19 protein-coding genes are annotated in these 26,764 nt (G+C 35.9%); 7 read left to right on the top strand and 12 right to left on the bottom strand.

The annotated features are described in order from the left end of the window. Positions 1 to 9 precede the first annotated feature (9 nt). Positions 10 to 828 carry a L,D-transpeptidase gene (locus ACFO3O_RS11800; RefSeq protein WP_379979004.1) on the top strand — a complete coding sequence of 273 codons (819 nt, stop codon included), beginning with the start codon at positions 10 to 12 and terminating at the stop codon, positions 826 to 828. 31 nt (positions 829 to 859) lie between these two features. Here ACFO3O_RS11800 and ACFO3O_RS11795 read toward each other — a convergent pair whose 3' ends face one another. The 7 genes from ACFO3O_RS11795 to rimK all read right to left on the bottom strand — a co-directional run bounded on the left by ACFO3O_RS11795 (position 860) and on the right by rimK (position 9,584). Beyond that, on the bottom strand, positions 860 to 1,375 hold the full coding sequence (locus ACFO3O_RS11795; protein ID WP_379979002.1) for a hypothetical protein: 516 nt from the start codon (positions 1,373 to 1,375) through the stop codon (positions 860 to 862). 60 nt (positions 1,376 to 1,435) lie between these two features. Next, positions 1,436 to 2,506 carry a response regulator gene (locus tag ACFO3O_RS11790; protein WP_379979000.1) on the bottom strand — a complete coding sequence of 357 codons (1,071 nt, stop codon included), beginning with the start codon at positions 2,504 to 2,506 and terminating at the stop codon, positions 1,436 to 1,438. Positions 2,507 to 2,513: 7 nt separating this feature from the next. After that, positions 2,514 to 5,759, bottom strand: coding sequence for a PAS domain-containing protein (locus ACFO3O_RS11785; RefSeq protein ID WP_379978998.1), 3,246 nt, complete (start codon positions 5,757 to 5,759; stop codon positions 2,514 to 2,516). A gap of 505 nt (positions 5,760 to 6,264) precedes the next feature. Then, a complete protein-coding gene (locus ACFO3O_RS11780; protein ID WP_379978996.1) occupies positions 6,265 to 6,651 on the bottom strand; it encodes a hypothetical protein in 387 nt (128 codons plus the stop codon). 262 nt (positions 6,652 to 6,913) lie between these two features. Next, complete coding sequence (locus ACFO3O_RS11775) at positions 6,914 to 7,594, bottom strand: hypothetical protein (protein WP_379978994.1); 681 nt, start codon at positions 7,592 to 7,594, stop codon at positions 6,914 to 6,916. A 153-nt stretch (positions 7,595 to 7,747) separates the two neighbouring features. After that, positions 7,748 to 8,731 (bottom strand): succinylglutamate desuccinylase/aspartoacylase family protein, encoded by a 984-nt coding sequence (locus ACFO3O_RS11770; RefSeq protein WP_379978992.1) that lies wholly within the window; start codon positions 8,729 to 8,731, stop codon positions 7,748 to 7,750. Continuing rightward, positions 8,709 to 9,584, bottom strand: coding sequence for a 30S ribosomal protein S6--L-glutamate ligase (gene rimK, locus ACFO3O_RS11765; protein ID WP_379978990.1), 876 nt, complete (start codon positions 9,582 to 9,584; stop codon positions 8,709 to 8,711). The genes ACFO3O_RS11770 and rimK overlap by 23 nt, the downstream gene beginning before the upstream one ends. Before the next feature lie 575 nt (positions 9,585 to 10,159). Between rimK and ACFO3O_RS11760 the strand changes: the two genes are divergently transcribed. The 3 genes from ACFO3O_RS11760 to ppk2 (ACFO3O_RS11750) all read left to right on the top strand — a co-directional run bounded on the left by ACFO3O_RS11760 (position 10,160) and on the right by ppk2 (ACFO3O_RS11750) (position 12,817). After that, positions 10,160 to 10,777: a porin family protein gene (locus ACFO3O_RS11760; protein ID WP_379978988.1), complete on the top strand. Its 618-nt coding sequence runs from the start codon at positions 10,160 to 10,162 to the stop codon at positions 10,775 to 10,777. 401 nt (positions 10,778 to 11,178) lie between these two features. Beyond that, positions 11,179 to 12,027 (top strand): polyphosphate kinase 2, encoded by an 849-nt coding sequence (ppk2, locus tag ACFO3O_RS11755; protein WP_379978986.1) that lies wholly within the window; start codon positions 11,179 to 11,181, stop codon positions 12,025 to 12,027. A gap of 10 nt (positions 12,028 to 12,037) precedes the next feature. Continuing rightward, entirely contained in the window at positions 12,038 to 12,817 is a 780-nt protein-coding gene (gene ppk2, locus ACFO3O_RS11750; protein WP_379978984.1) for a polyphosphate kinase 2, read from the top strand. A 108-nt stretch (positions 12,818 to 12,925) separates the two neighbouring features. On the opposite strand, the gene ACFO3O_RS11745 is transcribed toward ppk2 (ACFO3O_RS11750), so the two are convergent. From ACFO3O_RS11745 to gltB, 4 genes are all read right to left on the bottom strand, one after another. After that, positions 12,926 to 13,345 (bottom strand): CBS domain-containing protein, encoded by a 420-nt coding sequence (locus tag ACFO3O_RS11745; RefSeq protein ID WP_379978982.1) that lies wholly within the window; start codon positions 13,343 to 13,345, stop codon positions 12,926 to 12,928. Between the two features lie 198 nt (positions 13,346 to 13,543). Next, a complete protein-coding gene (locus tag ACFO3O_RS11740) occupies positions 13,544 to 14,629 on the bottom strand; it encodes a hypothetical protein (protein WP_379978980.1) in 1,086 nt (361 codons plus the stop codon). Between the two features lie 166 nt (positions 14,630 to 14,795). Beyond that, complete coding sequence (locus tag ACFO3O_RS11735) at positions 14,796 to 16,262, bottom strand: glutamate synthase subunit beta (protein ID WP_379978978.1); 1,467 nt, start codon at positions 16,260 to 16,262, stop codon at positions 14,796 to 14,798. 2 nt (positions 16,263 to 16,264) lie between these two features. Next, positions 16,265 to 20,764, bottom strand: a complete 4,500-nt coding sequence (gltB, locus tag ACFO3O_RS11730; RefSeq protein WP_379978976.1) for a glutamate synthase large subunit — start codon at positions 20,762 to 20,764, stop codon at positions 16,265 to 16,267. Positions 20,765 to 21,207: 443 nt separating this feature from the next. Here gltB and ACFO3O_RS11725 point away from each other — a divergent pair, with 443 nt between their 5' ends. Genes ACFO3O_RS11725 through ACFO3O_RS11715 form a run of 3 tightly spaced genes read left to right on the top strand, consistent with a single transcriptional unit; the run spans position 21,208 to position 23,887 of the window. Continuing rightward, positions 21,208 to 22,233 (top strand): porin, encoded by a 1,026-nt coding sequence (locus tag ACFO3O_RS11725; protein WP_379978974.1) that lies wholly within the window; start codon positions 21,208 to 21,210, stop codon positions 22,231 to 22,233. 14 nt (positions 22,234 to 22,247) lie between these two features. Further along, positions 22,248 to 22,586, top strand: a complete 339-nt coding sequence (locus tag ACFO3O_RS11720; RefSeq protein ID WP_379978972.1) for a P-II family nitrogen regulator — start codon at positions 22,248 to 22,250, stop codon at positions 22,584 to 22,586. A gap of 5 nt (positions 22,587 to 22,591) precedes the next feature. Beyond that, positions 22,592 to 23,887, top strand: a complete 1,296-nt coding sequence (locus ACFO3O_RS11715; RefSeq protein WP_379978970.1) for an ammonium transporter — start codon at positions 22,592 to 22,594, stop codon at positions 23,885 to 23,887. A gap of 171 nt (positions 23,888 to 24,058) precedes the next feature. Here ACFO3O_RS11715 and ACFO3O_RS11710 read toward each other — a convergent pair whose 3' ends face one another. Further along, entirely contained in the window at positions 24,059 to 26,638 is a 2,580-nt protein-coding gene (locus tag ACFO3O_RS11710) for a phosphoenolpyruvate carboxylase (RefSeq protein ID WP_379978968.1), read from the bottom strand. Between the last annotated feature and the right edge of the window lie 126 nt (positions 26,639 to 26,764).

Raw genomic sequence — 26,764 nt, 5'->3', positions numbered from 1 at the left:
AATAAGCTTTTGACAGACTCTACCATGCCTATACTTGTTAAGAAGGATGTACGTGTCAAGGGATATTTTAAATTTATAGACTCTCTAGTCATTCGTTACGATACGCTTACCAGCTACTCTCTCACAGAGCATCTTCTAGTTCGAGCAAATCCTTGGATTATTGATACGCTTCAAAATACAGATTATTACCGTATGAAGGCCAAAGATTCTTTGGTGTATGATCAGAAAGAAATGATCATTTTGAAAGCAGGAAGTATGCTTGAGGTTCCCGCTTTCGCGAAAGCGGAAAAATTAATTTCCTCATTAGAAAAAACATACATAGATATTAATATTCCAGAATATACGTTACGAATTTATGAAGACTCTTTATTGCAACATCAGTTTACAGTTCGTGTGGGACGAAATGAAAAAAAATATCTTAAAATGGCAGGGCGAGTAATGGACTTAAGAACAATAACAGGCAATGGTCTTATTGTTGGTCACGTTAAGAATCCTGATTATTATAATCCAGCAAACGGACATCAATATTTTAGTACGAGAAGAGATGATAACGAGATCACCAAACTACCCCAAATACCCTTTTTAGAAACCGAAGTAAATGGAGTTAGAAATGGGCAGTTAATCCACCCAACGACCAATCCTATTTCTTTAGGAAAAGCTTATTCTAATGGCTGTATAGGGACGCGTGAAGCAGATGCCTGGGTGATTTATTATCATGCCCCTATTGGGACTAAACTAACCATCCGATATACGACTACGATTACAAATGCGTTTGGAGAAACAAAACAGCTAGACGATATTTATGGATATGAGAAAACTAAAAAATAGAAAGGTGATTTTATAGTCGTATTTAATAATTTTACAATACTCTTTCTATGGTTGACAAATCTTCTGCATCACCTCTTATGAATAAAAGAAAATTTCCTTTTTGTAATTCTTTTAAGTAATCATCAATATGATCTAGTTTGACTCCGACGCCTCTGAGTATGCCATATAATCCAACGGGCAATGAGGCTAAGTTTTTTCCGTCTACTTTACTAAGGAATGTTTCTGTTAAATGGCCAGTAATAAAGAGTTTTCCAATTTGTGGATTAGTAAAATCACCAAATTGAATGTGCTTTCCTAACGTGTTACTTAGCTGCATTTTTATATCCAACATCTTTTTATACGATCCATTTTCCTTGTTAGAATAATGGGATGTTGATTTTCCTAAGATGGATAACTGAATATGCAAATCTTCATTTTTCACAATACTTCGGATCGCCTTTTTAATTTGTAATACGCTCGTATATATCCTTATAAGAAACTGCTTATCTTGTATCTTATCTTCTTGAGAAGTCATTGTAATCATTTTTAGTGTAGATAAAATCATCATATCCCTAAATTAGTTATGTGATTCCTCTTTTTCAATGATGTTGATCAATAGATCTCATTTCTATCCAAAAAGTACAATATCTTCTAAATCTCTCCTGCTCTCTATAATGATTCTTCTACGCTCAGCAATAGTAACGAGTCCTTCATCTTTAAAATCGGTGAGCATTCTAATAGCAGTTTCTGTGGCTGTACCTATAAGGCCTGCTAAATCCTCTCTTGAAATATCAATTCCTTTATGTTCTGAAGTATGAGATGTTTTATTATTATCTAGGTCTAAAAGTGCCTTTGCTAATCGTTGCCTAACTGTTGAAAAGGCCATACTTACTAATTGTTCCTGAATATGGACAAGATCATTGGAGATCATTGTCATAAATTTGTTAGAAATTAGCTTATCACCATAGACCAAGGTATTAAAATCTGCTTTAGGTATTTCGAAGACCTCTGCTTGTTCTAAAACAGTAGCAGTATCAACATAAGCGCCTGTATTATTAAGTAATGAGAGTTGGCCAACAAATTGCCCAGCACCTAATATACCTGTGACTAAGCACTTTCCCGATTCTGTAGTCTTATACGTTTTTACACTACCACTTTGTATAAAATATAAGGTATGGGCAGGGTCTCCTTCCATAAACAGTGTATCTCTTTTTTTATAGGTTTTTATACTACGATCTTTAGACATACGCTCCATACCTTCATGAGAAGAAGCTTCTTCTAAAAATTCATTAATTCCTTGAATGTTTTTTGAAAATTCTTTTTTTAAGAAGCTATGTTTCTTTAATCTTGTTGCAATAGCCTGCAATAAGTCACTTTCTTCAAAAGGTTTTGTGAGATAATCGTCAGCACCTAGATTCATGCCTTTTCTAACATCATTTCTTTCGGTTTTTGCTGTTAGGAAAATAAAAGGCATCATCACTGTTTTTTTTTCTTTGCTCAGCTGTTGTAATACCTCATATCCATTAAGTTCGGGCATCATAATATCGCATAAGATGATATCTGGATTACACTTCTTAGCAAGTTCTAAACCCACTTTCCCATTTTCTGCGGTGCAAACCTCATAATTTGCTAATTCTAAAATGTCGGCTGTATTCTCGCGGACATCTTGGTTATCTTCTATAATTAATACTTTCTTCATGGTTTTATTATTTAGTAGATTTTAACCACTTTATCCAAAAAGTAGTTCCTTTATTTTCTTCACTGGCAAAATCAATATGACCATCCATAAGTTCTACATATTGCTTTACGATATTGAGACCTAAACCAGTCCCTTCAATATTATGCGCATTCTTTGCTCTAAAAAAACGTTCAAATATTTTTTTTTGCTCCTCTTCTGGAACACCAATACCTTGATCACTTATAGATAAAACTACACATTGCTCATCTTCACTTATATTAAAATTAATAGTTGTGTTTTCTGGAGAATACTTGATGGCATTGGATAACAAATTCATTAAGATATGACGAAGTAGTTTGGGGTCAAGATTAAATGAGAGTTCTGTATTTGATGACGAAAATAGAATCCGTTGACCAACATTAGCTGTAATTGACACTTCTTCTATCACCGTTTTTCCAAAACTAATAAGGTCAAATACTTCTCTTTTTGCAATCACCTTCCCTTCTTCTAATTTACTAAGCGATAAAAAGTCATTCAAAATAATCACCAAGTTTTTCACATTATTCCTAATCTGTTTTACATACTTTTCTCTTTTTTCTTCTTTCCCTGGCTCGTTTTGTCTAGCGATAAGGATGGCAGAGGTTTGTATGGCTGCTAATGGAGTTCTAAACTCGTGAGATGCCATTGAGATAAATCGCGATTTCAATTCGTTGAGTTCTTGTTCTTTTTTAAGCGCATTTTGGGCGTCTAATTCTAATCTCTTTTGCTGAGAAATATCGCTATATACAAATAGAACACTAGATATTACACCATTCTCATCAATGAGTGGCGTGGTATTGACCGAGAAGTATTTACTCATGTAAGAAATCTCAAAGCTTAGATGCTCACCCTTCATCGTTTTTAAAATATCTTCCTTTAACTTAGCCTTTTGCTCTTTGGAGAAGATCTTGATGTCATCTATGGACATTCCATCAAAAATTACTTTGCTAAGTCCTAATTCATCAATGGCTTCTCCTTCTTTAAGTATCATTTCAAAATTAGCATCAAAAACAATGATAAATCCGTTAGGAAAATTCTTAGCAATTGCTAAGGATAATGACTTACTCGCATCGGCACTTTTTTCTGCTGCTTGCGCTACTTGTATTTGATCTTCTAGGTGTAAATTGGTGGTAACAAGTTGTTCTACTGTTGCGATGACCTCACTTGTGCGTTCTTCTACTTTTTCTTCAAGATCATGTGCATAAGCTTTCAGTTGTTCTTCCTTTTCTTTTAATTCAGCATTACTGTGATTCTTTTCAATAGCTACTGTTAGGAGTTTAATTAAACTAGTGATCGTTTCTTTAGTTTTTTGAGATAGTCTTTTTTCACCTGAATGATATATAGAAAGTACTCCTAGCGATTTTTTTTGTGTAGAAATTATGGGAAATGACCAACAAGATTTATGACCGAATACTTTAATTAAATCATGATAAGCTATCCATCTCTTATGATCAAATACATTTTTTGTGATGACAAGCCCATTAGTCGTAAAGGCTGGATGTAATAAAGCCAAGTCATTAGATTCTGTTTGGTATAATCTCTTTGACAAAGGTTGTATCTCTATAGATTCTGAGACTGGTTCTAGTACATCTGTTTTACGGTTTCGTACAGATAGTATCGTAGCACACGTTGGTATTTGATTCTCTATAGCTTCAATAATTTTATGTCCAATAACTGAGAGTTCTGCACTCTCAGTGATAAGCTTAAGAACATCTCGTGTATCATCTTTTAATAATTCTGCATTCTTTTGACGTGTAATATCATTTTGAATTCCAATAAAATGAGTCGTCTTACCTGTTTTATCTTTGATGGGGGTAATGGTCAGATCATTCCAGAACTGGGTGCCATCCTTGCGATAATTTCTTAGCGTAACACGACACGGCTCACTTTGTTGTATGGCCATACTCATCGTTTTAATTTGTGCTTGATCCCTATCGTTATTCTGTAAGAATCGACAATTCTTGTTAAGAATTTCCTCTTTTTCATATCCTGTTATTTTTGTAAAGGATTTATTGCAATAAACAATAGGTAGATCTGGATGCAGTGCATCTGCAATGATAATTCCGCTAGCAGCAGCCTCCAATGCTCGGTTTCTCAATTCAAGGATAGCTTGTGTTCTATGTTGTTCGGTCTCATCTGTAATAAATCCCTCTAGTGTTGTGTAAACACCCTCATCATTGTAAACCCCACATCCTATCTCTCTAACATATTTTATACTCCCCTTTTTACAAACTATTCTGTACTGGATATCAAAATGTTTTTTTTGTGATAATGCTTTTTCTACTTCACTCCAAGCATAAGATCGGTCTTCCTCTAAAATAATAGTCCCAAAATGTATTGATCCATCTAAAAACTCATCCTTAGTATACCCCGTAATGGCATAACAACCATCACTTATATAATTCATGGTATATTCTAGGTTAATCGCGCAAGAATACACAATACCGTTTAAGTTATTAATGAGTGTTTTATATTTTCTTTTACTTTCTAGAAGTGCTACTTGTTTGTTCTTTAGCAGTGTAATATCCCTCATTGTACCGCTCATAAACACTGGATTTCCTGCGGTATTATAATGAACTTTACCACGAGCAACTACATTTCGTACGGAACCATTAGGTTGTATAATTCTTTTTTCAACACTATAAGGTATATTCTTTTCAATAGCCTGGTTGATTACCTCCATAACCATTTTACGATCATCTGGATGGATAAATGTCAACGCTGTTTTAGTATTTAAACGATCATCTCCGGGTGGTAGTCCACAAATTCTATAAAACTCATCAGACCAGTATCGCTCGTCTGTATCAAAAACCCAATACCAATTCCCTAAAATACCTTCACTTTCAGTGTGTGATAGATCCTTTTGACTTCTTTCTAATGCCCATTGATATATCAAACCATCTGTAGTATCTTGAATAAATAGCACGGTATCAAAACCTTCTTCATCAGAAAGATTAGTTAATTGCACGTTTACTAGTGACTGTGATCCATCTTTTTTAAAAACCCACAAACCCTCTATAAACTGATTTGTTTTTGATATGTTCTCTTTAACTAATTCGGGAATTAGTATCCCTAAGGATGTATTCTCTAATTCTTTTTTGTGGTAACCAAATAGTTTTTGAGCCGCTAGATTTGAATTAGTAACGACTTTTTCAGTATTCAAAACAAGTGTAGCTTGAGAAGAAGACTCAAAAATATGATGAAGTATTTTGGTATTTAATGTAGCGCTAGGCATAGATATCAAATTTAGAGATTTACGACGCGCTCAACTATGAGATTTCTCATACTGTCTCACTTTAAAAAGCAGCAGAACACACATTTACACAAGAATATTATCATTTTAAAATCTATCATAAAATGACCTAAGTCATACCCATTTATATGAGAAATACTAGTTTTCAAGAAATCTGTATATTCTTTATACGCTTTCGCGGAAGCTTTAGACCACAAGAAAAATAAAGTAATCCGTTAGAAATCATAAACATACCTCTGTAAATAAAAGATAAGCTATAGGTGGAAAAACCATTTCTGTTATACGGGGGACTGACTATAATGTGTGAAATAATTCTCTGGGCGAGGGTACCGAGTATTCAAAAGATATTTTTAACTCCCACAACTCACTAAAAAGTAAGTATGTTCACTCAGAACTTTCTTTAAAATTCTGATAAAAATAAAAAAGCTGAACGATCTTGGATCGTTCAGCTTTATAAAAATAAGCCGTAAAACAGCTACTTAGAAAATTATACCTTTTTTAAAGAGATAAGCGTATTTACACTTGTGAGAATGTCTTCATCATCTGGATCTGGAACATTTTTTTGAGAAAAAGTAAGTATAAACGTTTTCCCCACTAAATCCTTGGTAGTAAGATCGTATGATTTTTTTATATCCTCTGAAATTTTCTCAAAGGTAATTTCATCTTCATCGCCGTCTTCATTTTTGAAAGAAAACGTATAAACATCATTTGCAAAACCTAGATATACAGCAGTTACTGTTGTAGGTACGCCATCTTGTTCAATACCTTCTTCAATGATTTCTTCATCATCTTCCTCTTCTTCTTGAGCAACAGCAGTAAAATTACTACATAAGAATGCGATTAAAAATAACGGTATTAATTGTAAAGTTTTCATAGTGTGTCAGTATTAATGTTGTTATTATTCTTCTCTCCAAAATCATCTATTCGGTTTGGATTGATATATGAGACACTTAAAATGATATGGGGTCACATTCTTTTTTTGCTTTCGCGAACCTGCCTCGCCGGCAGGCAGGAGCGGACACAACCCATTTCAAAAAATAGCGCGCATTTAAGAATTCAACACGCTTGTAAATTCAACTAAATTAGATATTTATTTTACAAACATTAAAGAAGCGTGTCTATGATAGGTAAACTCATTATGAAATTGTCAAAACACTCTCAAAACCATCTGTATATTTTAGATCTTCAAACCAGTACAACGAGGAAATAAATTTGATGATTAATGCCCCATCTGCTCCCCTATCTTTAGTGATTTGCCATATAATATCTTTGGCTTCAGAAAACGCTTTCCCGTTTAATTGATCTTCAAAAAGTCTATTTATTTTGGCGTTTTTTGGCAATCCTTGTGCAAGTAGTCTAATTAAATGGACTTCTAGATCTGTATCAAAAACAGATAAATCATTTGGATGTTGAGCCGTAATTTTTAAATGAAAAGAAACCGCTTCTGGATGAGGAAATCTCCCATCATAGGCTTGATATAATAACTGCCCAATAGTAAAAAAAGATTCGTGAAGCGATAAGTCGGCATATTCTTCCCACATTTTTTCTTCCCGCATCTCATGAGATACATTATTGATTTGCCCCCTTGTGAGTTTAGATCCAAAAACATACGTCATTACGAGTACCGCAGCATCTTCGGGCTCATAATCTGAAAGTGACATCAAACATAATACACTTGCATCTTCTATTGATAATTGGCTGGTATCACCATACTCCATGATGTCTAGAAGTGCTTTGTAATCTTCTAAATTCCACGCATTTTCTAGTTCTTTGATAGTTTTTGAGTTTATTTTTTGAATCGTAAAGACTTTTTTCATAGCATATATTTAATTTCAATAGTATATACCTATTGATACACTACTTTCTTCATAAAGTCACTCTGGTTATTTGATATTTTCTTTTCAGAAAGTATTCATTTAAAAAAGAATTGTATCAACCACACTACGATCATATAGGTAAACAAACTATCATTATACGATGTCTTTAGACATATGCACGATAGCATCACCTTGATTCACAATAGGATACTGATTAATACAAATCACATATCCCGAATACGTTGCTTTTACAGGTTTCTCAAAATCTCCAAAGGGATCAGAAATACTTCCTAAAACGTCTCCTTTAGTAATATGTGCTCCCAATTGTGTATGAGAATGAAACATCCCTGAGTATTTTGCCCGGATCCATGAAGAGTGTTGTATAAGATTAGGTCTTGTTGTGTGCGTATCCATACCATCCAATTCATTCGTAAAATCTCTCATGCCTAAATGTTGCATGACTCTTAATGCGCCAGAAACTCCTGCTTTTGTCACATCGTCATCTAAAAATAAGGTCTTGCCTCCTTCAAAGAGCACTACCTTTTTTCCTAGTTTACGCAAGGTTTGTCTAAACGACTTTTCTTTATTTTTAGATTGCAATATGAAAGGACATCCAAACACTTCGGCTAGTTTCATACTTTCGGTATCCCCTTCACTTACTCTTATTTGAGGAACATTAAAACGACTATCACCCCCTGTATGATAATCTATACAGTACTCGGCAAGTGGGGTTATTTCTTTAATGATATGATAGGCAAATCTACTCGCCAATGACCCCCGTAAACTTCCTGGAAAGACTCTGTTTAAATCACGACCATCTGGAAACTCACGTGATTTATTTAGGAAACCAAAAATATTAACAACTGGAATACAGATGACCATGCCCCGTTCAGGTTTATTATATCCTTTGGCAACCAATTGCCGAACGATTTCTATCCCATTTACCTCATTACCGTGAATTCCTCCTGTGATTAATAACGTAGGACCATCTACTTTTGCCCTTTCAACAATGATAGGAACTTCAATCTTAGTGCGTGTATGCAATTTTGCTATATCCAAATTTATCTGCATGCCTTTGCCATTGGATATAGCACGTCCTAATATCTCGATCTCTTTATTCAACATTCCGCTCAACATATTTAATGATTTGACTAGCAATATCTTTCCCTGTAGCTGCCTCGATTCCTTCTAATCCTGGTGATGAGTTCACCTCTAGAATCAACGGTCCGCGTTCTGATTGTAGCATATCTACCCCAGCGATACCAAGGCCTAGTACTCTTGCCGCTTTTAATGCCGCATTCTCTTCTTCATCAGTTAATTTTATAATATTTGCAGAGCCCCCACGGTGTAAATTTGACCTAAACTCTCCTTCTTTTCCTTGTCTTTTCATGGCTCCTACAACAACACCATCTACAACAAATACCCTTAGATCGGCTCCACCAGCTTCTTTGATAAACTCCTGTACAATTACACGAGCTTGTAAACCATTAAATGCTTCTAGCATAGACTCTGCTGCATTTTTATTATCAGCCAATACAACCCCAATGCCTTGAGTCCCTTCCAACAGCTTAATAACCAAAGGAGCACCCCCTACTTTTGCAACTACACTACCCACATCTTTTGAATAGTTACTAAAAACTGTTTTAGGTAAATCAAGACCTGCTCTTGACAAAATTTGTAAACTTCGTAATTTATCACGAGATCTCACCAAAGCTTGTGACTCAGTTGCACTAAAAATTTTCATCATCTCAAACTGTCTCACTACAGCGGTTCCAAAAAACGTAACAGAAGCTCCAATTCTAGGAATCACACCATCTATATCCTTGATTTCAGTCCCCCTATATATGATTCCTGGTTTCTTTTTTTCGATAACTAAATCACATTTGGTGTGATCTACAATCATCATTTCATGACCTTTCTTTTCACCAGCTTCCACCAACCTCTTGGTTGAATATAAATTTGGATTGGCAGACAGTATTACTAATTTCATATTTAAATTGTTTAATTATTAAAAAATCTTATAGAGATATATTACTAAAATCAAAAAACACTTCCCTAAAAATTATTTAGTATTGTTAAACACCATTAATGAAATAGGATTTCCTAATAAGGTTTGAAGTAATGTGTTGTGTTTAATTTTGACAATCTTAGTGATATAATTCGAGAAGATACATTTCTTAAGACACTTAAAAAAATAAAAAGCCACTCCTGTTTAGGAACTATGATAAAAATGTATATTATTCAGAATTAATTGTGACCCCACAACAAATGAAGGGTCTTAATCATTGAATTAAAAAAATTCATGAACAGATGAATAGGGAATTTTTATTTTACCGCTACTTTACACAATTAGTACTTACGGATCCTTATGGTGCCTTGAAATAAGAGGCTCACAATAATAGATTCACCCTTATCAACATAATTTATTCAGAAATTAACTCAAGTATAGTTTACAGACCTCTAATTATCTGTATATTCAGCATTTTTCAGTGTACATTCTTAATACTCTGGGGAAGACCTTATCTAATACTAATAAAATAAATAGTAAAAAGAATGAATCGAATTATGAAAAAACAGTACCTATTACTAATTGCTATATGCAGTTTTTTTATGGCCAATGCTCAAGACAAAGGAGAATTTGAGTATGGCTTTTTTGCAGGTGTTAATGTATCGAATATATCAACATTAGACAATGAAGATGCATCAAGCTCTAGAGTGGGTCTTAATGTAGGTGCTTATGGAGAATATTATTTTTCTGACCGTTGGAGTGTGCGTGCCAATCTAAACTACGACCAAAAAGGATGGAAAGATACATTCACTATTTTTGATGAAATGGATTCAGAAAGCTTCAAAACAAATTTTGCTTTGAATTACCTAACAGTTCCTGTACTTGCGAACTGGCATTTTGCAAAGAACCGTAACTGGTATCTAAATGTAGGTCCCTACGCTGGATTTTTATTGAATGCAGAAGTCACAGAAAATGGTCTTGACATTTCGGATGGTTTTAATGGTACCGATTTTGGATTGGCTTTTGGAATTGGCGTTAAGATTCCTATCAACAAAGAGAATCAAATTTTTATTGAATACGGAGCACAATCTGGATTTAGTGATATTTTTGAAGACAATCAAGGAGAAACCGTTAGAAATGGCCGTAGTAGTATAAACATAGGCTTTACATTCTAATCTCATATAAATTGATCATTTGATTGTTAAAAAAATTAAGGTCGTTCTAAAAAGTGTGATCCATTAAAAGAAGCCACAACAAGTGAATATATGGTAAAAATGCTTACATCTTGGATGTAAGCATTTTTGGTTTACCTATAATCCAAAAAAATAGCTTACTGCCGTACAGAGCTTAAATGTTTATCATTCCTTACTGGGTACGCTTTCGCGAAAGCTAAAGTTTTACAAAGCCTAGCCAAAGCACAAAAGTATATACTATAGAACCGGCATATAGAAAAAATTAAATAACTTTATATACCAATACTCGTATGTAAAAGCATCACTAAAGACTGATGGATATCATCTTTAAACATTCAAAAACGTACTATATTTGATCGTATAGTATGCTTAAATAACCGCACATGAAATTTACCGCAGAAGACCTTACAGAAGCAAAAACAAGAAAAGATCTTATTGCTATTGCCAAAAAAAAAGAAATCCCTATCTCAAAAGCACTAAAAAAAATTAAGTACGAAGCCGAGCTCCTAGAATTACAGGCCGAGTTAGTAAACCTTCAAAAATACATCGCAGAAAAAAAAATGCGCGTTGTTGTTATTTTTGAAGGTCGAGATGCCGCAGGAAAAGGAGGTGCTATCAAACGTTTTAAAGAACACCTCAATCCCCGTGCATCACGTGTGGTCGCACTTACAAAACCAACAGAAGTAGAAAAAGGACAATGGTATTTTAGACGCTACATTAAAGCCCTACCAAATCCTGGAGAAATTGTCTTTTTTGATCGTAGTTGGTACAACCGTGCTGTGGTAGAACCTGTCATGGATTTTTGTACGAAAGAGCAGTATGAGAAATTTATTTTACAAGCCCCCGAGTTTGAACATTTATTATATGAAGACAACCTGAAAATTATCAAATTTTGGTTTTCAATTTCAAAATCTGAACAAAAAAAACGTTTTGATTCTCGATTAAAAAATCCACTGAAACGCTGGAAATTTAGTCCTGTAGATATGCAAGGACAACAATTATGGGATCGATACACCCATTATAAAGAGCAAATGTTTAGTAAGACACACACAAACTTTAGCCCTTGGATCATTGTCAAAACCAATGATAAAAAACAAGCAAGATTAGAAAGTATGAGATATGTATTATCTCAATTTGATTATAAAGGTAAGGGAATCTCTCATATTTCTATCCTACCTGATCCCAATGTCATTATGCGATACCACCGTGGCGCCATCCAAATTGATATCTAAAAAACAAACTATGAGTACAATAGCAACTACACTATCCAAAGAAGATATCAGCCTTCTCAATTCCAAAATAGGACTAGAAATACTTTTAAAGAGTAAAAAGATAGACATTCCTAAAACCCTAGCAGAACTAAAATACATCAATACCCTACGTGAGAAGCAAGAAGAACTTGTTAAACTCCAAAACTGGGTCATTGAAAATGATAAAAAAGTAGTCATCATATTTGAGGGACGCGATGCGGCTGGAAAAGGAGGTGCGATACGAAGAATCACAGAATATATTAATCCGCGACAGTTTCGTATTGTAGCCCTTAATATTCCTACCGAAGACGAGCGGAAACAATGGTTTTTCCAACGCTATATCAATCAGCTCCCCAAACCAGGTGAAATTGTCTTTTTTGACCGAAGTTGGTATAATCGGGCGGTGGTAGAACCTGTAAACGGGTTTTGTACTGAGCATGAATATGAAATCTTTATGGACCAAGTAAACGAATTTGAAAAAATGCTGATACAATCAGATACCCTACTTATTAAATTCTACTTCTCTATCACAAAACAAGAACAGGCAAAACGATTTAAGCAAATCAAAAAAGATCCTAAAAAACAATGGAAAATGACCGCTGTAGACGAGAAAGCACAAGAGTTATGGGATCAGTACACCACCTATAAACAACGAATGTTTGCAGAAACGAATTCACAAATAGCTCCTTGGAAAATTATAGATGCCGATAAGAAATCACCCGCACGTCTAGAGGCGATTTGTCATGTTTTAGAAACCATTCCGTATACATAGATAGATATCAAATCATACGTTGTAAAACAGTTGTAAAACATAAGAATAAAAAAATGCTTACATCAATAAATAAAGTTGATGTAAGCATTTTTTAATCTAGTTGTTATGCTAATATTGTTCTAGGAGATAATTGATAAGATCTGTAGTGGTTACAATCCCCATTAAATCACCGTCATCAACGACAGGTAACGCATGAAATTCTTTTTTAGAAAGTATCTCTGCCACCTCTTTTATAGTCGTATCCGAGTGAACGCTTACTAAATTTTTAGCCATTACCTGCTCTATAGAAAACATATTATACACGGTGGTATCGACTTCTTGTTCATCATCAAACACGGCATCGGCAAAGCTAATACGTAATAAATCGGTATAACTCAACATCCCTATAATATGAGATCCACTAACCACGGGAATATGGCGTATGTTGTTTTCTTTGAAAAGCTTTTCAGCTACTTCGAGGGTATCATTAGTATTGAGTGTGACCACATTTTTGGTCATAATACTGGACACTGGCGTTCTTTTTTTCATAATAGGTACGTTTAATTTGTTATCTAAAAGTAGCCATAATGCCGCTTAAAAAAGATGATAAAAGTCAGTGTATGAAAAAGGTAATCGCTGTTTTTAAATGCTGTTTTTAAGGGTGAGTTCGCTTTCGCGAAAGGGTAGCAATTCATATAACCTAGAAATTCAATTTCTATAGAAAATCATAATTTCAAATAAAGTTATTTAAAGACAAGATTTAATATCTAATAATTTATTGTATTTATCCTTTTCTGAAAGCGAAGAATCTCTTTTAATTTTTAATACTTTAATAAGAATAGAATCTTTTTTAGGTGAATTGAGTATTTCTAAATCTTTGAAAATACTATCTATCAATTCATAGTGATTTTCAATTTCGCCTTCTTCTAATACATTTGAAATATCTTCTAATTGATCTTTTTGATAATCATAATGCATTCTGTTAAAAAAGTTTAAATCTTTAACTTCTGAAATTTTAAAAGTTTTAGTTATGGCCTTATCCTTATAAAAAAGAAAAATATAATTACTAGTACTACCCACATAAACAATATTATCTTCATATGAAGATATATTTTTTTTATTATAAGTAAACTCTATTACTTTAGTTGGATAAAATCTTATTTTGAAACCTGCATTTAGAGTAGCGCTTATGCCTGTTAAGTAGAATATAAATATTCCAAAAAACATAAGTTTAACTTTAATTATGGTTACGTTTGTCTTACTCAATGAAACATCTAGATAACTAGTAGACAACATGCTGATAATAAATCCAGATAGCAATAAAATTGTCAATATAAGTCTGAAAAACAAGGATGTAGAGTCATACAAAGATCTAGTACCATCAGCAGTAATTGAAAAAGGAAAAGCCCTAATTGTAATGAAAACATAAAATAAGATAAACATACCTAGGTTAGTAATTGTTAGCACTTTTAGCGGCCCACCTTTTTCACTAACTATCTCTTGATCTTTATCTACTTCTGTCTTAGTTTTATTATTGTTTAAAGCTTTAATAATTGTAACAAATACCCCAGCAGACCCTATAAAAACTGTAGTTAATAAGAATAGAACTATAAAGAAATATAATAGCCCTGGAAATAAATCTACAAAAAAAGTATATAAATCTGATATAGAGATAAATGTTGTTATATCTATGTTGAATGTATTATAATAAGCGTATTTATAAACAAGTGCTAAAGACACAAAGTATATAGCTATATATGAAAACTTAACATTTTTTAATTCTAAAAAAACTTTTATTATATCATGATTAATCTTTGATTTGGGATCCTTCATTATTAAATAATTACTTGAAAATATTAAACTAGTTAAGTAAAATCTAATCTAATAAGGAAAAACTCCAAAAGCTATTAAAAATCAAATACTTAAACTTAACAAAGCAATATATAAAATTGAAATCAATAATTACATGTAATCAAATTATAAAATATATGATAATTAGTTACACCCCCGGCAAATCAAAATCATCTTTTAACGGCAAGGTTGAACTTCCCATCAAAAAAGTATCTACGTGATACGCAGCCTGGCGACCTTCGGAGATGGCCCAAACAATCAACGACTGCCCACGACGGATATCACCTGCGGCAAAAACACCCGTTACATTGGTCGCATAGTCTTTTACCGAAGCCTCAATATTGGTTCTAAAATCCATAGCTACGCCAAATTGCTCCGCTAGGGTTTTCTCTGCGCCAGTAAATCCAAGTGCGAGAAGTGCAAGATCGCAATCCCATTGCTTTTCAGTTCCTTCTATCTCTTTTAATTCAGGACGTTCTCCTTCCTTAAAAATCCATTCCACCTCCACCGTTTTAAGACCTTTTAAGTTTCCTTTGGCATCGCCTATAAATTCTTTGGTCGAGATGCTAAAAAATCGTGCGACCCCTTCTTTGTGGGAAGACGACTCTTTTAATTTCATAGGCCAATACGGCCACGGTTGATGTGCAGGACGTCCTTCTGGGGGTTTACTCAATATCTCAAAATTCGTCACCAACTTTGCTCCGTGACGATTCGACGTTCCTACACAATCCGAACCTGTATCACCCCCACCGATCACAATCACATTTTTATTTTTGGCAGAAATGATCTCTTCAAAAGGGACCAATCCATCTACATACTGATTATTCAATTTTAGAAAATCCATCGCTTGGGTGACTCCTTTTAAGTTGGCACCGGGGATAGGAATACTTCTACGTACTGTCGCACCACCACATAACACCACCGCATCAAATTCTTCTTTGAGTTGGTTAGCATCGATGGTTACCCCCACATGAGCGTTGGTTTTAAAAACAATTCCTTCTTCCTCTAAAATCTTAATCCGCCTATCTATAATGTGTTTTTCTAATTTAAAATCAGGGATTCCGTAGCGTAACAATCCACCTACTTTTTGATCGCGTTCAAAAACAGTCACCAGATGTCCTGCTAGATTCAATTGCTGTGCAGCGGCAAGCCCGGCAGGACCTGATCCTATGACAGCGACGGTTTTTCCAGTTCTCACTTCAGGTGGGTTTGGGGTGATCCATGCTTTCGCGAAAGCGGTCTCTACAATATTCTTTTCTATATTTTCAATAGTCACCGGATCTTCATTGATCCCGAGTACACACGCCTCCTCACAAGGTGCGGGACATAAACGTCCCGTAAATTCTGGAAAATTATTGGTTTTATGCAAAATCGCCGCAGCTTCTTCCCATTTGCCTTTATAGACCTTATCATTAAAATCAGGAATAAAATTCCCTAACGGACAACCGCTATGACAAAATGGAATCCCGCAATCCATACAACGCGCTCCTTGGTCTTTAAGCGCAGCTTCATCTAAAGGAATCGTGAATTCTTTATAGTTTTTTATTCGCTTTTTTGGCGTTTGATACGCTTCATCTTGACGCTCAAATTCTAAAAATCCTGTAATCTTTCCCATCGTTACGCTGTTTCTAATTGTTCGTTTTCTAATCGGATTAAAGCTTGTCTGTATTCTTCTGGCACTACTATTTTGAATGTTGGCAAATACGTTTCCCAATTTTCTAAAATGCGTTTGGCAAGTGGACTTGACGTAGCTACATAATGATTTTCAATCAAGTCCCATAACTGTTGTATATCCTCTTTGGAGGTTACAGGGTCGATGTTCAAATCGGCTGCATTACAATGTTGGGTGAAGGTCTGATCTTGATCTAAAACAAAGGCAATCCCTCCACTCATTCCTGCCCCAAAATTACGACCGACTTTTCCTAGAATGACAGCCACGCCTCCTGTCATATACTCACAGCCATGATCACCAATCCCTTCGACTACCGCTTTGGCTCCTGAGTTCCGTACACAAAAACGCTCTCCTGCTTTTCCGTTGATATACACTTCCCCCGAAGTGGCGCCGTATAAAGTGACATTCCCCGTAATGATATTCTCTTCAGGAACAATGGTACAGGCTTTAGGTACTTTGATAATTAACTTGGCTCCAGACAAGCCTTTTCCAAGATAATCATTGGTATTTCCATGTACTCTAAAAGTCAATCCTTTGGTCGCAAAAGCCCCAAAACTCTGCCCTGCTGATCCGCTGAAATCAATATCGATCGTATCGTCTGGTAAGCCATCGGCACCATAAATTTTAGAGATTTCATTACTCAAAATAGCTCCTACCGCACGATCTATATTGGTAATTGGCATTGTTAAATGAGTCTTTTGCCTTCTAAATAAGGCTTGGTGTGCTTTCTTTATGATCAAGAAATCTAAGTGCTTATCTAGATGGTGATCTTGTTGCTCTGTATTATACAACTTCGTACCCTCTGGAACATCAATTGTATGGAGGATCGGAGTTAAATCAATACCTGATGCTTTATAATGCTCAATCGCTTTATTCCGATTGAGTTTATGGACTTGCCCTACCATTTCATTGACGGTTTTAAATCCGAGGGATGCCATAATTTCTCGTAATTCTTGCGCTACGAAATACATATAATTCACTACATGTTCTGGCTTTCCTTTGAACTTTTTACGGAGTTCTGGGTTTTGTGTAGCAATCCCAACGGGGCAGGTATTCAAATGACACACCCGCATCATAATACAGCCTGATGCCACTAAGGGCGCTGTCGCGAAACCAAACTCTTCGGCACCTAACAAACAGGCGATGGCAACATCACGACCCGTTTTTAATTGCCCATCACATTCTAACACAATCCGATTCCGTAAATCATTCATCACTAGCGTTTGTTGGGCTTCGGCAATTCCTAATTCCCAAGGTAGGCCTGCATGACGTAATGAAGTAAGTGGCGAAGCCCCTGTCCCTCCGTCAAATCCAGAAATTAAAACAACATCTGCTTTCGCTTTAGCTACACCCGCAGCCACCGTCCCAACGCCGATTTCTGAGACTAACTTCACATTGATACGTGCTTCTCGATTGGCAGATTTAACATCGTAAATTAATTGTGATAAATCTTCTATCGAGTATATATCGTGATGCGGTGGGGGTGAAATTAACCCTACGTAGGGCGTTGAATTTCGCGTCTTAGCAATCTCTCGATTAACTTTAGGTCCTGGTAATTGTCCGCCCTCACCAGGCTTTGCGCCTTGAGCTATTTTTATTTGAATTTCGTTGGCACTGGTTAGGTAATTGGACGTTACACCAAATCGGCCTGACGCTACTTGTTTAATCGCCGAATTTTTCCAATCGCCTTGAGCACTTTTGTAAAATCGCTCTTGATCTTCACCCCCTTCTCCAGAATTACTCTTACCTCCAATTCTATTCATGGCCACTGCCAAATTCTCATGCGCTTCTTTACTAATAGACCCATACGACATGGCACCCGTTTTAAAACGCTTTACTATTTCTGTCCACGGTTCTACGTCTTCCAAAGGAATAGGATCAAATTGATCAAATTCAAACAACCCCCGTATGGTCATTAAATGTTTAGACTGATTATTGATCAATTCGGAATACTCTTTAAAAGTAGATGCTTTATTGGTTCGTACAGACTCCTGTAGTTTGGCAACTGTCAACGGATTAAACATGTGTTTTTCTTGACCGCGTCTCCATCTGTAATCTCCTCCTACTTCAATATCAGGTGTGGTAGTATTGACCTGAAATGCTTTTTTATGCCGCTTTACAATTTCTTGCTCAATCTCTCGTAAACCAATCCCCTGAATCCGGGTGGGCGTATTTGGAAAATACTTGTGAACCGTTTGAGTATTAATTCCTATACATTCAAATAATTGGGAACCTCGATACGAGTTTAAAGTAGAGATTCCTATTTTATTCATCACCTTTAAAATCCCTTTCCCAATCGCTTTGTTATAGTTTTTGATGGCATTTAGATATTCCATATCGGTGACTTCCTTAGCATCAACTTGTTGCTGCACAATTTCATTGACGATATACGGATTGACCGCACTGGCTCCAAAACCAAAAAGTAAGGCAAAGTGATGTACTTCTCTAGGCTCGGCAGATTCTATAATCAAACTTACTTTGGAACGTTTTCCTAACTTATGCAAGGCATGATTCACATAGGAACAGGCCAAAAGCGCTGGAATGGGCGCATGATTTTCATCTACATATCTGTCTGATAAAATAATGATATTGGCGCCTTCATCTATCGCTTTGGAAGCTTTAGACATAAGGTTTTCTAGAGCAACTTCGAGTTCGTTTAACCCTCGATTCACTTCATATAACATAGAGATAGACGCTATTTTGAAATTAGGATTGGTATCATAATTTCTAATTTTATCTAAATCATGTTTTGAAATAACTGGATTTTGAATTTTTAATTTTTTACAATGTGCCGCACTAATATCAAATAAATTGACATCACATCCCAAGGTGAGGCTAATATCTGTAATCAACTCTTCCCGAATCCCATCCAATGGCGGATTGGTGACTTGCGCAAATAATTGCTTAAAGTAATTGTAGATGAGTTGTGGCTTTTCAGAAAGTACAGCAATTGGTGTATCACTTCCCATGGACCCAATAGGCTCTTTCCCAAGCTGTGCCATCGGTCTAATAATGGTATTCAAATCTTCTTCGGTATACCCAAAAGCCACCATTCGTTTGGCGAGTGCTATTTCGTCATATTTAATCGGTCCCTTCTTTGCTGAAATGTCTTTGAGGTGCACTAAGTTTTCATTCAGCCATTTTCTGTAGGGATGTCGTGAGGCAATCTCTTCTTTGATTTCTTCATCATTCACAATGCGGCCTTCGCTCATGTTGACTAAAAACATTTTCCCAGGTTCCAAGCGACCGTGAAAACTCACATTTTCAGGCTTGATATCCACAACACCTGTTTCTGAAGACATAATCACATTACCGCTTTTGGTCACCGTATATCTAGAAGGGCGAAGTCCGTTTCTGTCTAGTACAGCTCCGATAAAGTTACCATCTGTAAAGGGAATAGATGCCGGACCATCCCACGGTTCCATGAGGCATGAATTGTATTCATAGAAAGCTTTTTTAGAATCCGACATGTTGGGGTTCTTCTCCCATGCTTCTGGCACAAGCATCATCATGGCTTCTGGTAAGGAGCGTCCTGTCATGAGTAATAACTCTACCACCATATCAAGGGTCGCCGAATCTGACTTTCCTTTTAAAATCGTCGGGATGATCTTTTTAATATCATCTCCAAATAATGCACTCTCCATGATCTCTTCTCGTGAATACATACGAGATACATTTCCCCGCAAGGTATTAATCTCGCCATTGTGACAGATATATCTAAACGGCTGTGCAAGATCCCAGGTAGGAAACGTATTGGTTGAAAAACGCTGATGTACCAACGCTAACCGTGTATCTAAAGTCGTATTATATAAGTCTAAATAATACTCATTAATATGTTCGGGCTTTAAAAGACCTTTAAAGATGATGATTTTAGTAGAAAGACTCGGTACATAAAAGAATTGAGATTCTGATAGCTTTGAATCGTAAATCGTATGTTCAGCGATTTTACGAGCAGCAAATAATTTTAAATTAAAATCCCTGTCAGACTGATCTTTTTGAGACTTTCCTATAAATACTTGTTTTACAAAAGGTTCTGTTGTCTTGGCAATTTCACCCAAAACATCGCTATTAACAGGAACATCTCTCCACCCAATAAGCTGAAGTCCTTGATTGGCAATTTCAGCTTCAAAAACATTCATACAATACGCTCGCTGGTTTAGCTTTCGCGGAAGGAAAACATTACTCACAGCATAGGCTCCTGGACTAGGTAGTGTAAACTCGCAAAATTTTTCAAAAAAAGCATGCGGAATATCAATTAAAATACCCGCACCATCCCCTGTAACACCATCAGAACTTACTGCCCCTCGATGCTCTAATTTTACTAGAATCTCTAACGCCTTGTGAATAATGTCATTTGAACGTTTTCCAGTCAAACTACATATAAATCCAGCACCACAATTATCGTGTTCAAATTCTGGTAAATAGAGGCCTTGTTTTTGTAACATAATGAGGTTATTTTTTCGCTATTAATACTTCTACGAATAGACTAATATATACGCTGTCATTTGATATAAAAAAAACAGAAAACACTTTTCCCATATCCACAGTTAAAGGAGTTCTAAATGAATATTTACTAATTTTTAGCACAAATACTGCAAAAAACTCAATAAATAAATTTCACAATATTTTACTAATTGTTGCGAAAACGTTTGCGAAAAATTGATTTTATTAAAAATACTTCATCAATAATACCCTAAAATCAATAATTATTGAATTTTACAATTATCAAATTGTTATATTTTAAATAAAAAACACATACACCCCTAAAATTTTAGGGTTTAAAATAAAATATTCGTAAAAATTATACTTTAACCCCTATTTTTTTACCCACTCTGCTCAAAAAAAAATAGATTTACACCTCAACTAACCAAATTATAAACTATTTATTATGAGAAAACTTTACATGCTAGCGCTTATTTTGGTATCCATATCTTTAACAGCTCAGGAAGGTGATGACACCCCCAAAAAGAAATTATCAATATCTGGCAGCATCGATGTGTATTACAGGGCTAATTTTACAGCTCCAAATGACGAAAATGCCATTGCCCCTGGATCCTCATTTGCTAACTTACCTGGCTTTGCGCTAGGAATGGCCAATGTGATAGTAAGCTATGAAGGGAAAAAAGTAGGGTTTGTCGCAGATCTCGTGTATGGTCCCAGAGGGACGGATGCTATTTTTGCTTCTCCTTTGTATTCTGCCACAGGTAATATCGTAAATCAATTATATGCCTATTGGAATGTAAATGAAAAAATAACCCTAACCATGGGGAATTTTAACACCTTCTTAGGCTATGAAGTAATTTCTCCAGTTCCCAATTTTAACTACAGTACTTCTTATTTATTTTCTTATGGCCCATTTAGTCATACAGGTCTGAAAGCTGATATAGCCTTATCTGATGATGTGAGTTTAATGTTGGGGGTATTTAATGATACAGACGTAACCGAGTTTAACCCAACGGGTGATTATGCGGTGGGTGCACAACTAGGATACGCAGATCAATACCTAAATGTTTTATACGATCCATCTTTCTTTGAGATTGATTTTACCGGAGGTATTGATCTCTCAGAAGACTTCTTCTTAGGTATTAATGCCGCCTACTTATCCCTTGAGGATGATGCTGGCGGATTCATGGGAGCTGCTCTATATCCACAATATACCATTTCAGAAACATTTGCTGTCGGACTACGAGGAGAGTTTTTTGCCGAGGACGGTAATTTTGGAGCCATCGGATCTGGAGTGGAAGATACCAGTGTCATCGCAGCAACACTTACAGGAAGTATCACCATAGATGATTTAATTATCAAACCAGAAATTAGACTCGATAGTGCCTCGGATGATGCATTTATTGATAATGACTTAGCCGCTACCAAAAGCTTAGGATCTTTTGTATTGGCCGCTATATATAAATTCTAACTAATAGTAAAAAAATGAAAAAAGTTGAAGCAATTATTAGAAAATCTAAATTTTCTGCAGTAAAAAAAGCACTACACGAAGTCGGTGTCAACTTCTTCTCGTATTGGGATGTTACAGGACTTGGAAATGAAAAGGAAGGTCACGTTTACAGAGGAGTTTCCTATAGCACCAGCGATATACAAAGACGCTATTTATCTATCGTTGTCAACGATGATTTTGAAGAAGTCACTATCAATGCCATTCTTGAAGCTGGCGCAACGGGTGATGTAGGTGATGGTAAAATATTTGTCTCAAACATAGAAGAAGTTTATAGAATACGCACAGGAGAAAAAGGCGGAAACACTTTAAAATAAAACACATGGAATTACTTACTACCAATAATGTATGGATGATGCTCTGTACAGCACTCGTTTTCTTTATGCACCTCGGATTTGCATTTTTAGAAATCGGACTAACGCGTCAAAAAAACACCATTAATATTTTATTTAAAAACATATTTATCATCACCGTAGGCTTACTCCTTTACGCCTTAGTAGGATTTAATTTGATGTATCCAGGAGATTTCAATGGATTTATAGGATTTGCAGGTATCGGATTGGACTCTCCTTTGACAGATGCAGGCACATTAGATCTAGCGTATAATGAAGGCTATACCTACTGGACAGACTTCTTATTTCAAGGGATGTTTGCGGCTACCGCAGCAACGATTGTATCTGGCGCTGTAGCAGAACGTATGAAAATCGGTCCTTTTATGATATTCACAGTGCTCTATGTTGGCTTTATTTATCCCATTGCAGGTTCTTGGAAATGGGGTGGCGGATTCCTAGATGAATTAGGGTTTTATGATTTCGCAGGTTCTACCTTAGTGCATTCTGTCGGGGGCTGGGCAGCTTTAGTCGCTGTTTGGTTATTAGGGTCTAGAATCGGAAAATATAAAGAAGGCAAACCACAAGCAATCCCTGGACATAACATTCCGCTAGCAACCGCAGGTGTTCTCATCTTATGGTTAGGATGGTTTGGCTTTAACGGAGGTTCTGTCTTATCGGCAGATCCAGGGTTGACTTCATTAACCTTAGTAACGACGTGCTTAGCTGCTGCAGCTGGTGGCGTGGTGGCAGCTATAGGATCTACACTTATGTATAAAAACCTAGACCTTACCATGTTCTTAAACGGAATCCTTGGTGGACTGGTGGGAATCACAGCTGGTGCCGATGTCATGTCGCCAACAAGTGCTATTATTATTGGAGCTATAGCAGGAATATTGATCGTTTTTGCGGTAAGCTTTATAGATAAAATGAGATTAGACGACCCAGTAGGTGCCATTGCCGTTCACTTGGTGTGCGGTATTTGGGGAACCTTAGCCGTTGGTATCTTTGGCTTTAGCGCTTCTACTAATGATGCAGGAGAGTTTTTAAATGCTAGTGGAGCGGTAGTCGCGACAGTTTCTGAAGCGGCTAATACCTTAGCCTTTTTACCACAACTCTACGGTGTCCTTGCTTATGCTGGCTTTTGTGTAGTATCTGCATTCTTAATTATCTTCGTTCTGAAGAAGACAGTCGGTATCAGAGTTTCTGAGCGTGAAGAATTAGAAGGACTTGATGCACACGAACATGGAATGGATGCATATCCTGATTTTAGATTAAATGAACATTAAAACAATGTAACACATTAATTTACCTGAATACAACCTACTAAAAAGAAAAACCTCAAAGTGTATGCTTTGAGGTTTTTTCTTTGTACGCTTTCGTACTTCGACTCCGCTCAGCATAAACCTCTGCCTCGCTACGCTTTCGCGAAAGCGTATAAAAAAAATAAATTCTATTGATTATGCCGAATTACGACTCGCATTGATATTACCAAATAACGAACGCGTCACTATTTTTTCAAACACAGCAATCTGTGCTTCATCTCTTACTTCAGCTTTTTCAAGCTCCTGAATCTTTTTTAAAGCGTATTGCTGGATTGTTAATAAAGGTAATACAATAGACTCTCTGACCGCAATGGAAGCCCTACCTGCAGGTTCTTCTTCCATGAGTTCTTTATAGCCTGTTAGCTTCAAGATAAGACGTTTTGTGGTTTCATATTCTGTATAAATAATCGTCCAAAAAGGACCATATTCTGGATCTTCTGACATGTATTTTGTCAAATCAAAAAAGGATTTAGACAAGGACATCATGCTGTTTTCTATCAATGTCTTAAAGAAACTTGAGGTTTTATAAAGATGTTGTGCCTTCTCAAATTCACCAATATCTTCATAATGTTTTAAAGCAGTGCCTACCCCAAAAAAACCAGGTACGTTTTGTTTCAACTGACTCCAAGATCCTACAAACGGAATCGCTCTTAGATCCGAAAAAACTAAGCCTTTTGCATTTCCGCGTTTGGAAGGACGACTTCCTATGTTCGTTTTAGCATAGTATTTAAGCGTGCTCATATGCTCTAGATAGGGGATGAACTTTGGATGCGCTTTAAAGGCCGCATACGTCTCATAGCTTCGTTTTGCAAGATCATTCATCACTTCCCTGTTTTCTGGAGACATACTCAGATTTACTTCATTAAGGCTATTATAAATCCCCGAACTAATCAGCTGTTCTAAGTTGTATTGGGATGAATCTAATGTTCCAAAATTAGAACTAATCGTTTGCCCTTGGATGGTGAGTTGTACTTCTTTGTCTTCGATGGTAGGCCCAAGTGAAGCATAAAAGTTATGCGTCTTCCCTCCTCCTCTCGCTGGTGGCCCTCCGCGTCCATCAAAAAAGATCACCGTAATATCATACTTTCTAGAAATTGCGGTTAAATTTTCTTTGGCTCTGTAAATCGCCCAATTGGCCATTAAATATCCACCATCTTTGGTCCCATCACTAAAACCTAACATAATGGTTTGCTTATTCCCTCTGGATTTTAAATGAGCAGCATATTCAGGGTTTGTATATAAATCCTCCATCACGGTAGGGGCATTCTCTAAATCTGTAATGGTCTCAAACAAAGGTCCAATATCTACAGTCAGTTGATCTTGGAATGCGACTAATTTCAACATCGCAAACAACTGCATCACATTGAGTGTTGTTTGATTATTACTAATGATATATCTATTAGCTGCCTGCTCACCATTAGTTTCCTGAATGGTTTTTATGGCTTCTATGGTTTGTAATGCTTTAAGGGTTTCTTCATCTTTTATCCAAGACAAATCTACTTTCCCTTGTACTTTGGAGAGTAAGGTGACTTGCTCTTTTTCGGTTAACTCATGATAGTTTTTTGGAAATAGATCACTTCCGCTCTCTATTGTTGCATTGACCATATCATTAAAAAACTGATCATGCTTTCGGCTATCCTGACGGATATCTAAAGCAGAGAAATGAAAACCAAAGAGATGCACTTTATTTAAGAAGCTGTTGACCTCATCTACATAAAGGGATTGATGCTTAGTAATCACAAGATTTTTTATCTCTTTAAGCTCCCTTTCAAAAGTGGCTAGTGTAAGATCTGATTTTTGATTGGTAATGATTTTATAAAGCTCGGTTTCTAAAGCAACAATCCTATCTTCTACGCCATCAAATGTAAGTTTACGTCTTAGACGCTTCGCATCACGATAGTAATTTTTAATAATCGTTGCCCGCAATCGTTGTGCTACTTTTAAGGTGATTTCTGGGGTTACAAAAGGGTTTCCATCTCTATCACCTCCTGGCCAAAATCCAACATTAATGATATCATTATCGATGTGTTTTCCATCAAAAATATTTTGTTGGATGTAATCGTAAATCATTCCAAAAGATTTGTAAAACACATTTTCCAAGTACCATATTAAACTCACCGCTTCATCATAAGGGGTTGGTTTTTTGTGTTTGAAAAAAGGTGTTTTTCCTAACTGTGCTAATAAATCATTAATGAGTAATAAGTCATTTTGTTTAATTGCTTCCGTAAGATCTGTGATGATTCCTAGCACAGCCCCTGGATAAAATTGCGTAGGATGTGCCGTCAACACAATACGCACTTTAAACTCTTCTAGATATTTTTGAAGTATCTCCAATTTATTATCAGCCGCAGCCGATTCTTTTAGACTTCGCAAGGTACCGATACCGTCCATGTTATGGACTTTCGCGAAAGCGGCATCTTCAATAGCATCAAATAAAACCACCTGACGTTCTATATATTGAATAAATCGAAACAACAAATTAATCTGACTTTGTGGAGATCGTCTTGCTTGATACTTCTTAAAAAACGTTTCAACAATGGTAGTAGGATCTTCTTGGTGTGCAAATCCTTTTTTGCAGGTCTCATGAAACAGTGGTAAAAGAGCACCCGTTTTTGTGACTTCATAAAAAGGCAATGTCATAAATATACTATTGTAAATCTGATATTTAGCGACTACATTTTGATTAAAGCGGGTAATTTTAGGTTGGGTTGACATACGATTTTCTTTTTTTTAACCTGGATTACGTAATAGAACTTCGTAATGAGACTAGAAAACACAATAAAATCAAGTGTTTTATTAATTTCAGCATAGCATCGCTATGGTTAGATTAAAAAATACAGT

Origin of the sequence: Dokdonia ponticola, assembly GCF_042653865.1 — a bacterium.
Lineage (GTDB): Bacteria > Bacteroidota > Bacteroidia > Flavobacteriales > Flavobacteriaceae > Dokdonia > Dokdonia ponticola.
Note: the sequence above shows the minus strand (reverse complement) of the source record. Positions and strands in the feature narration are given on the sequence as shown.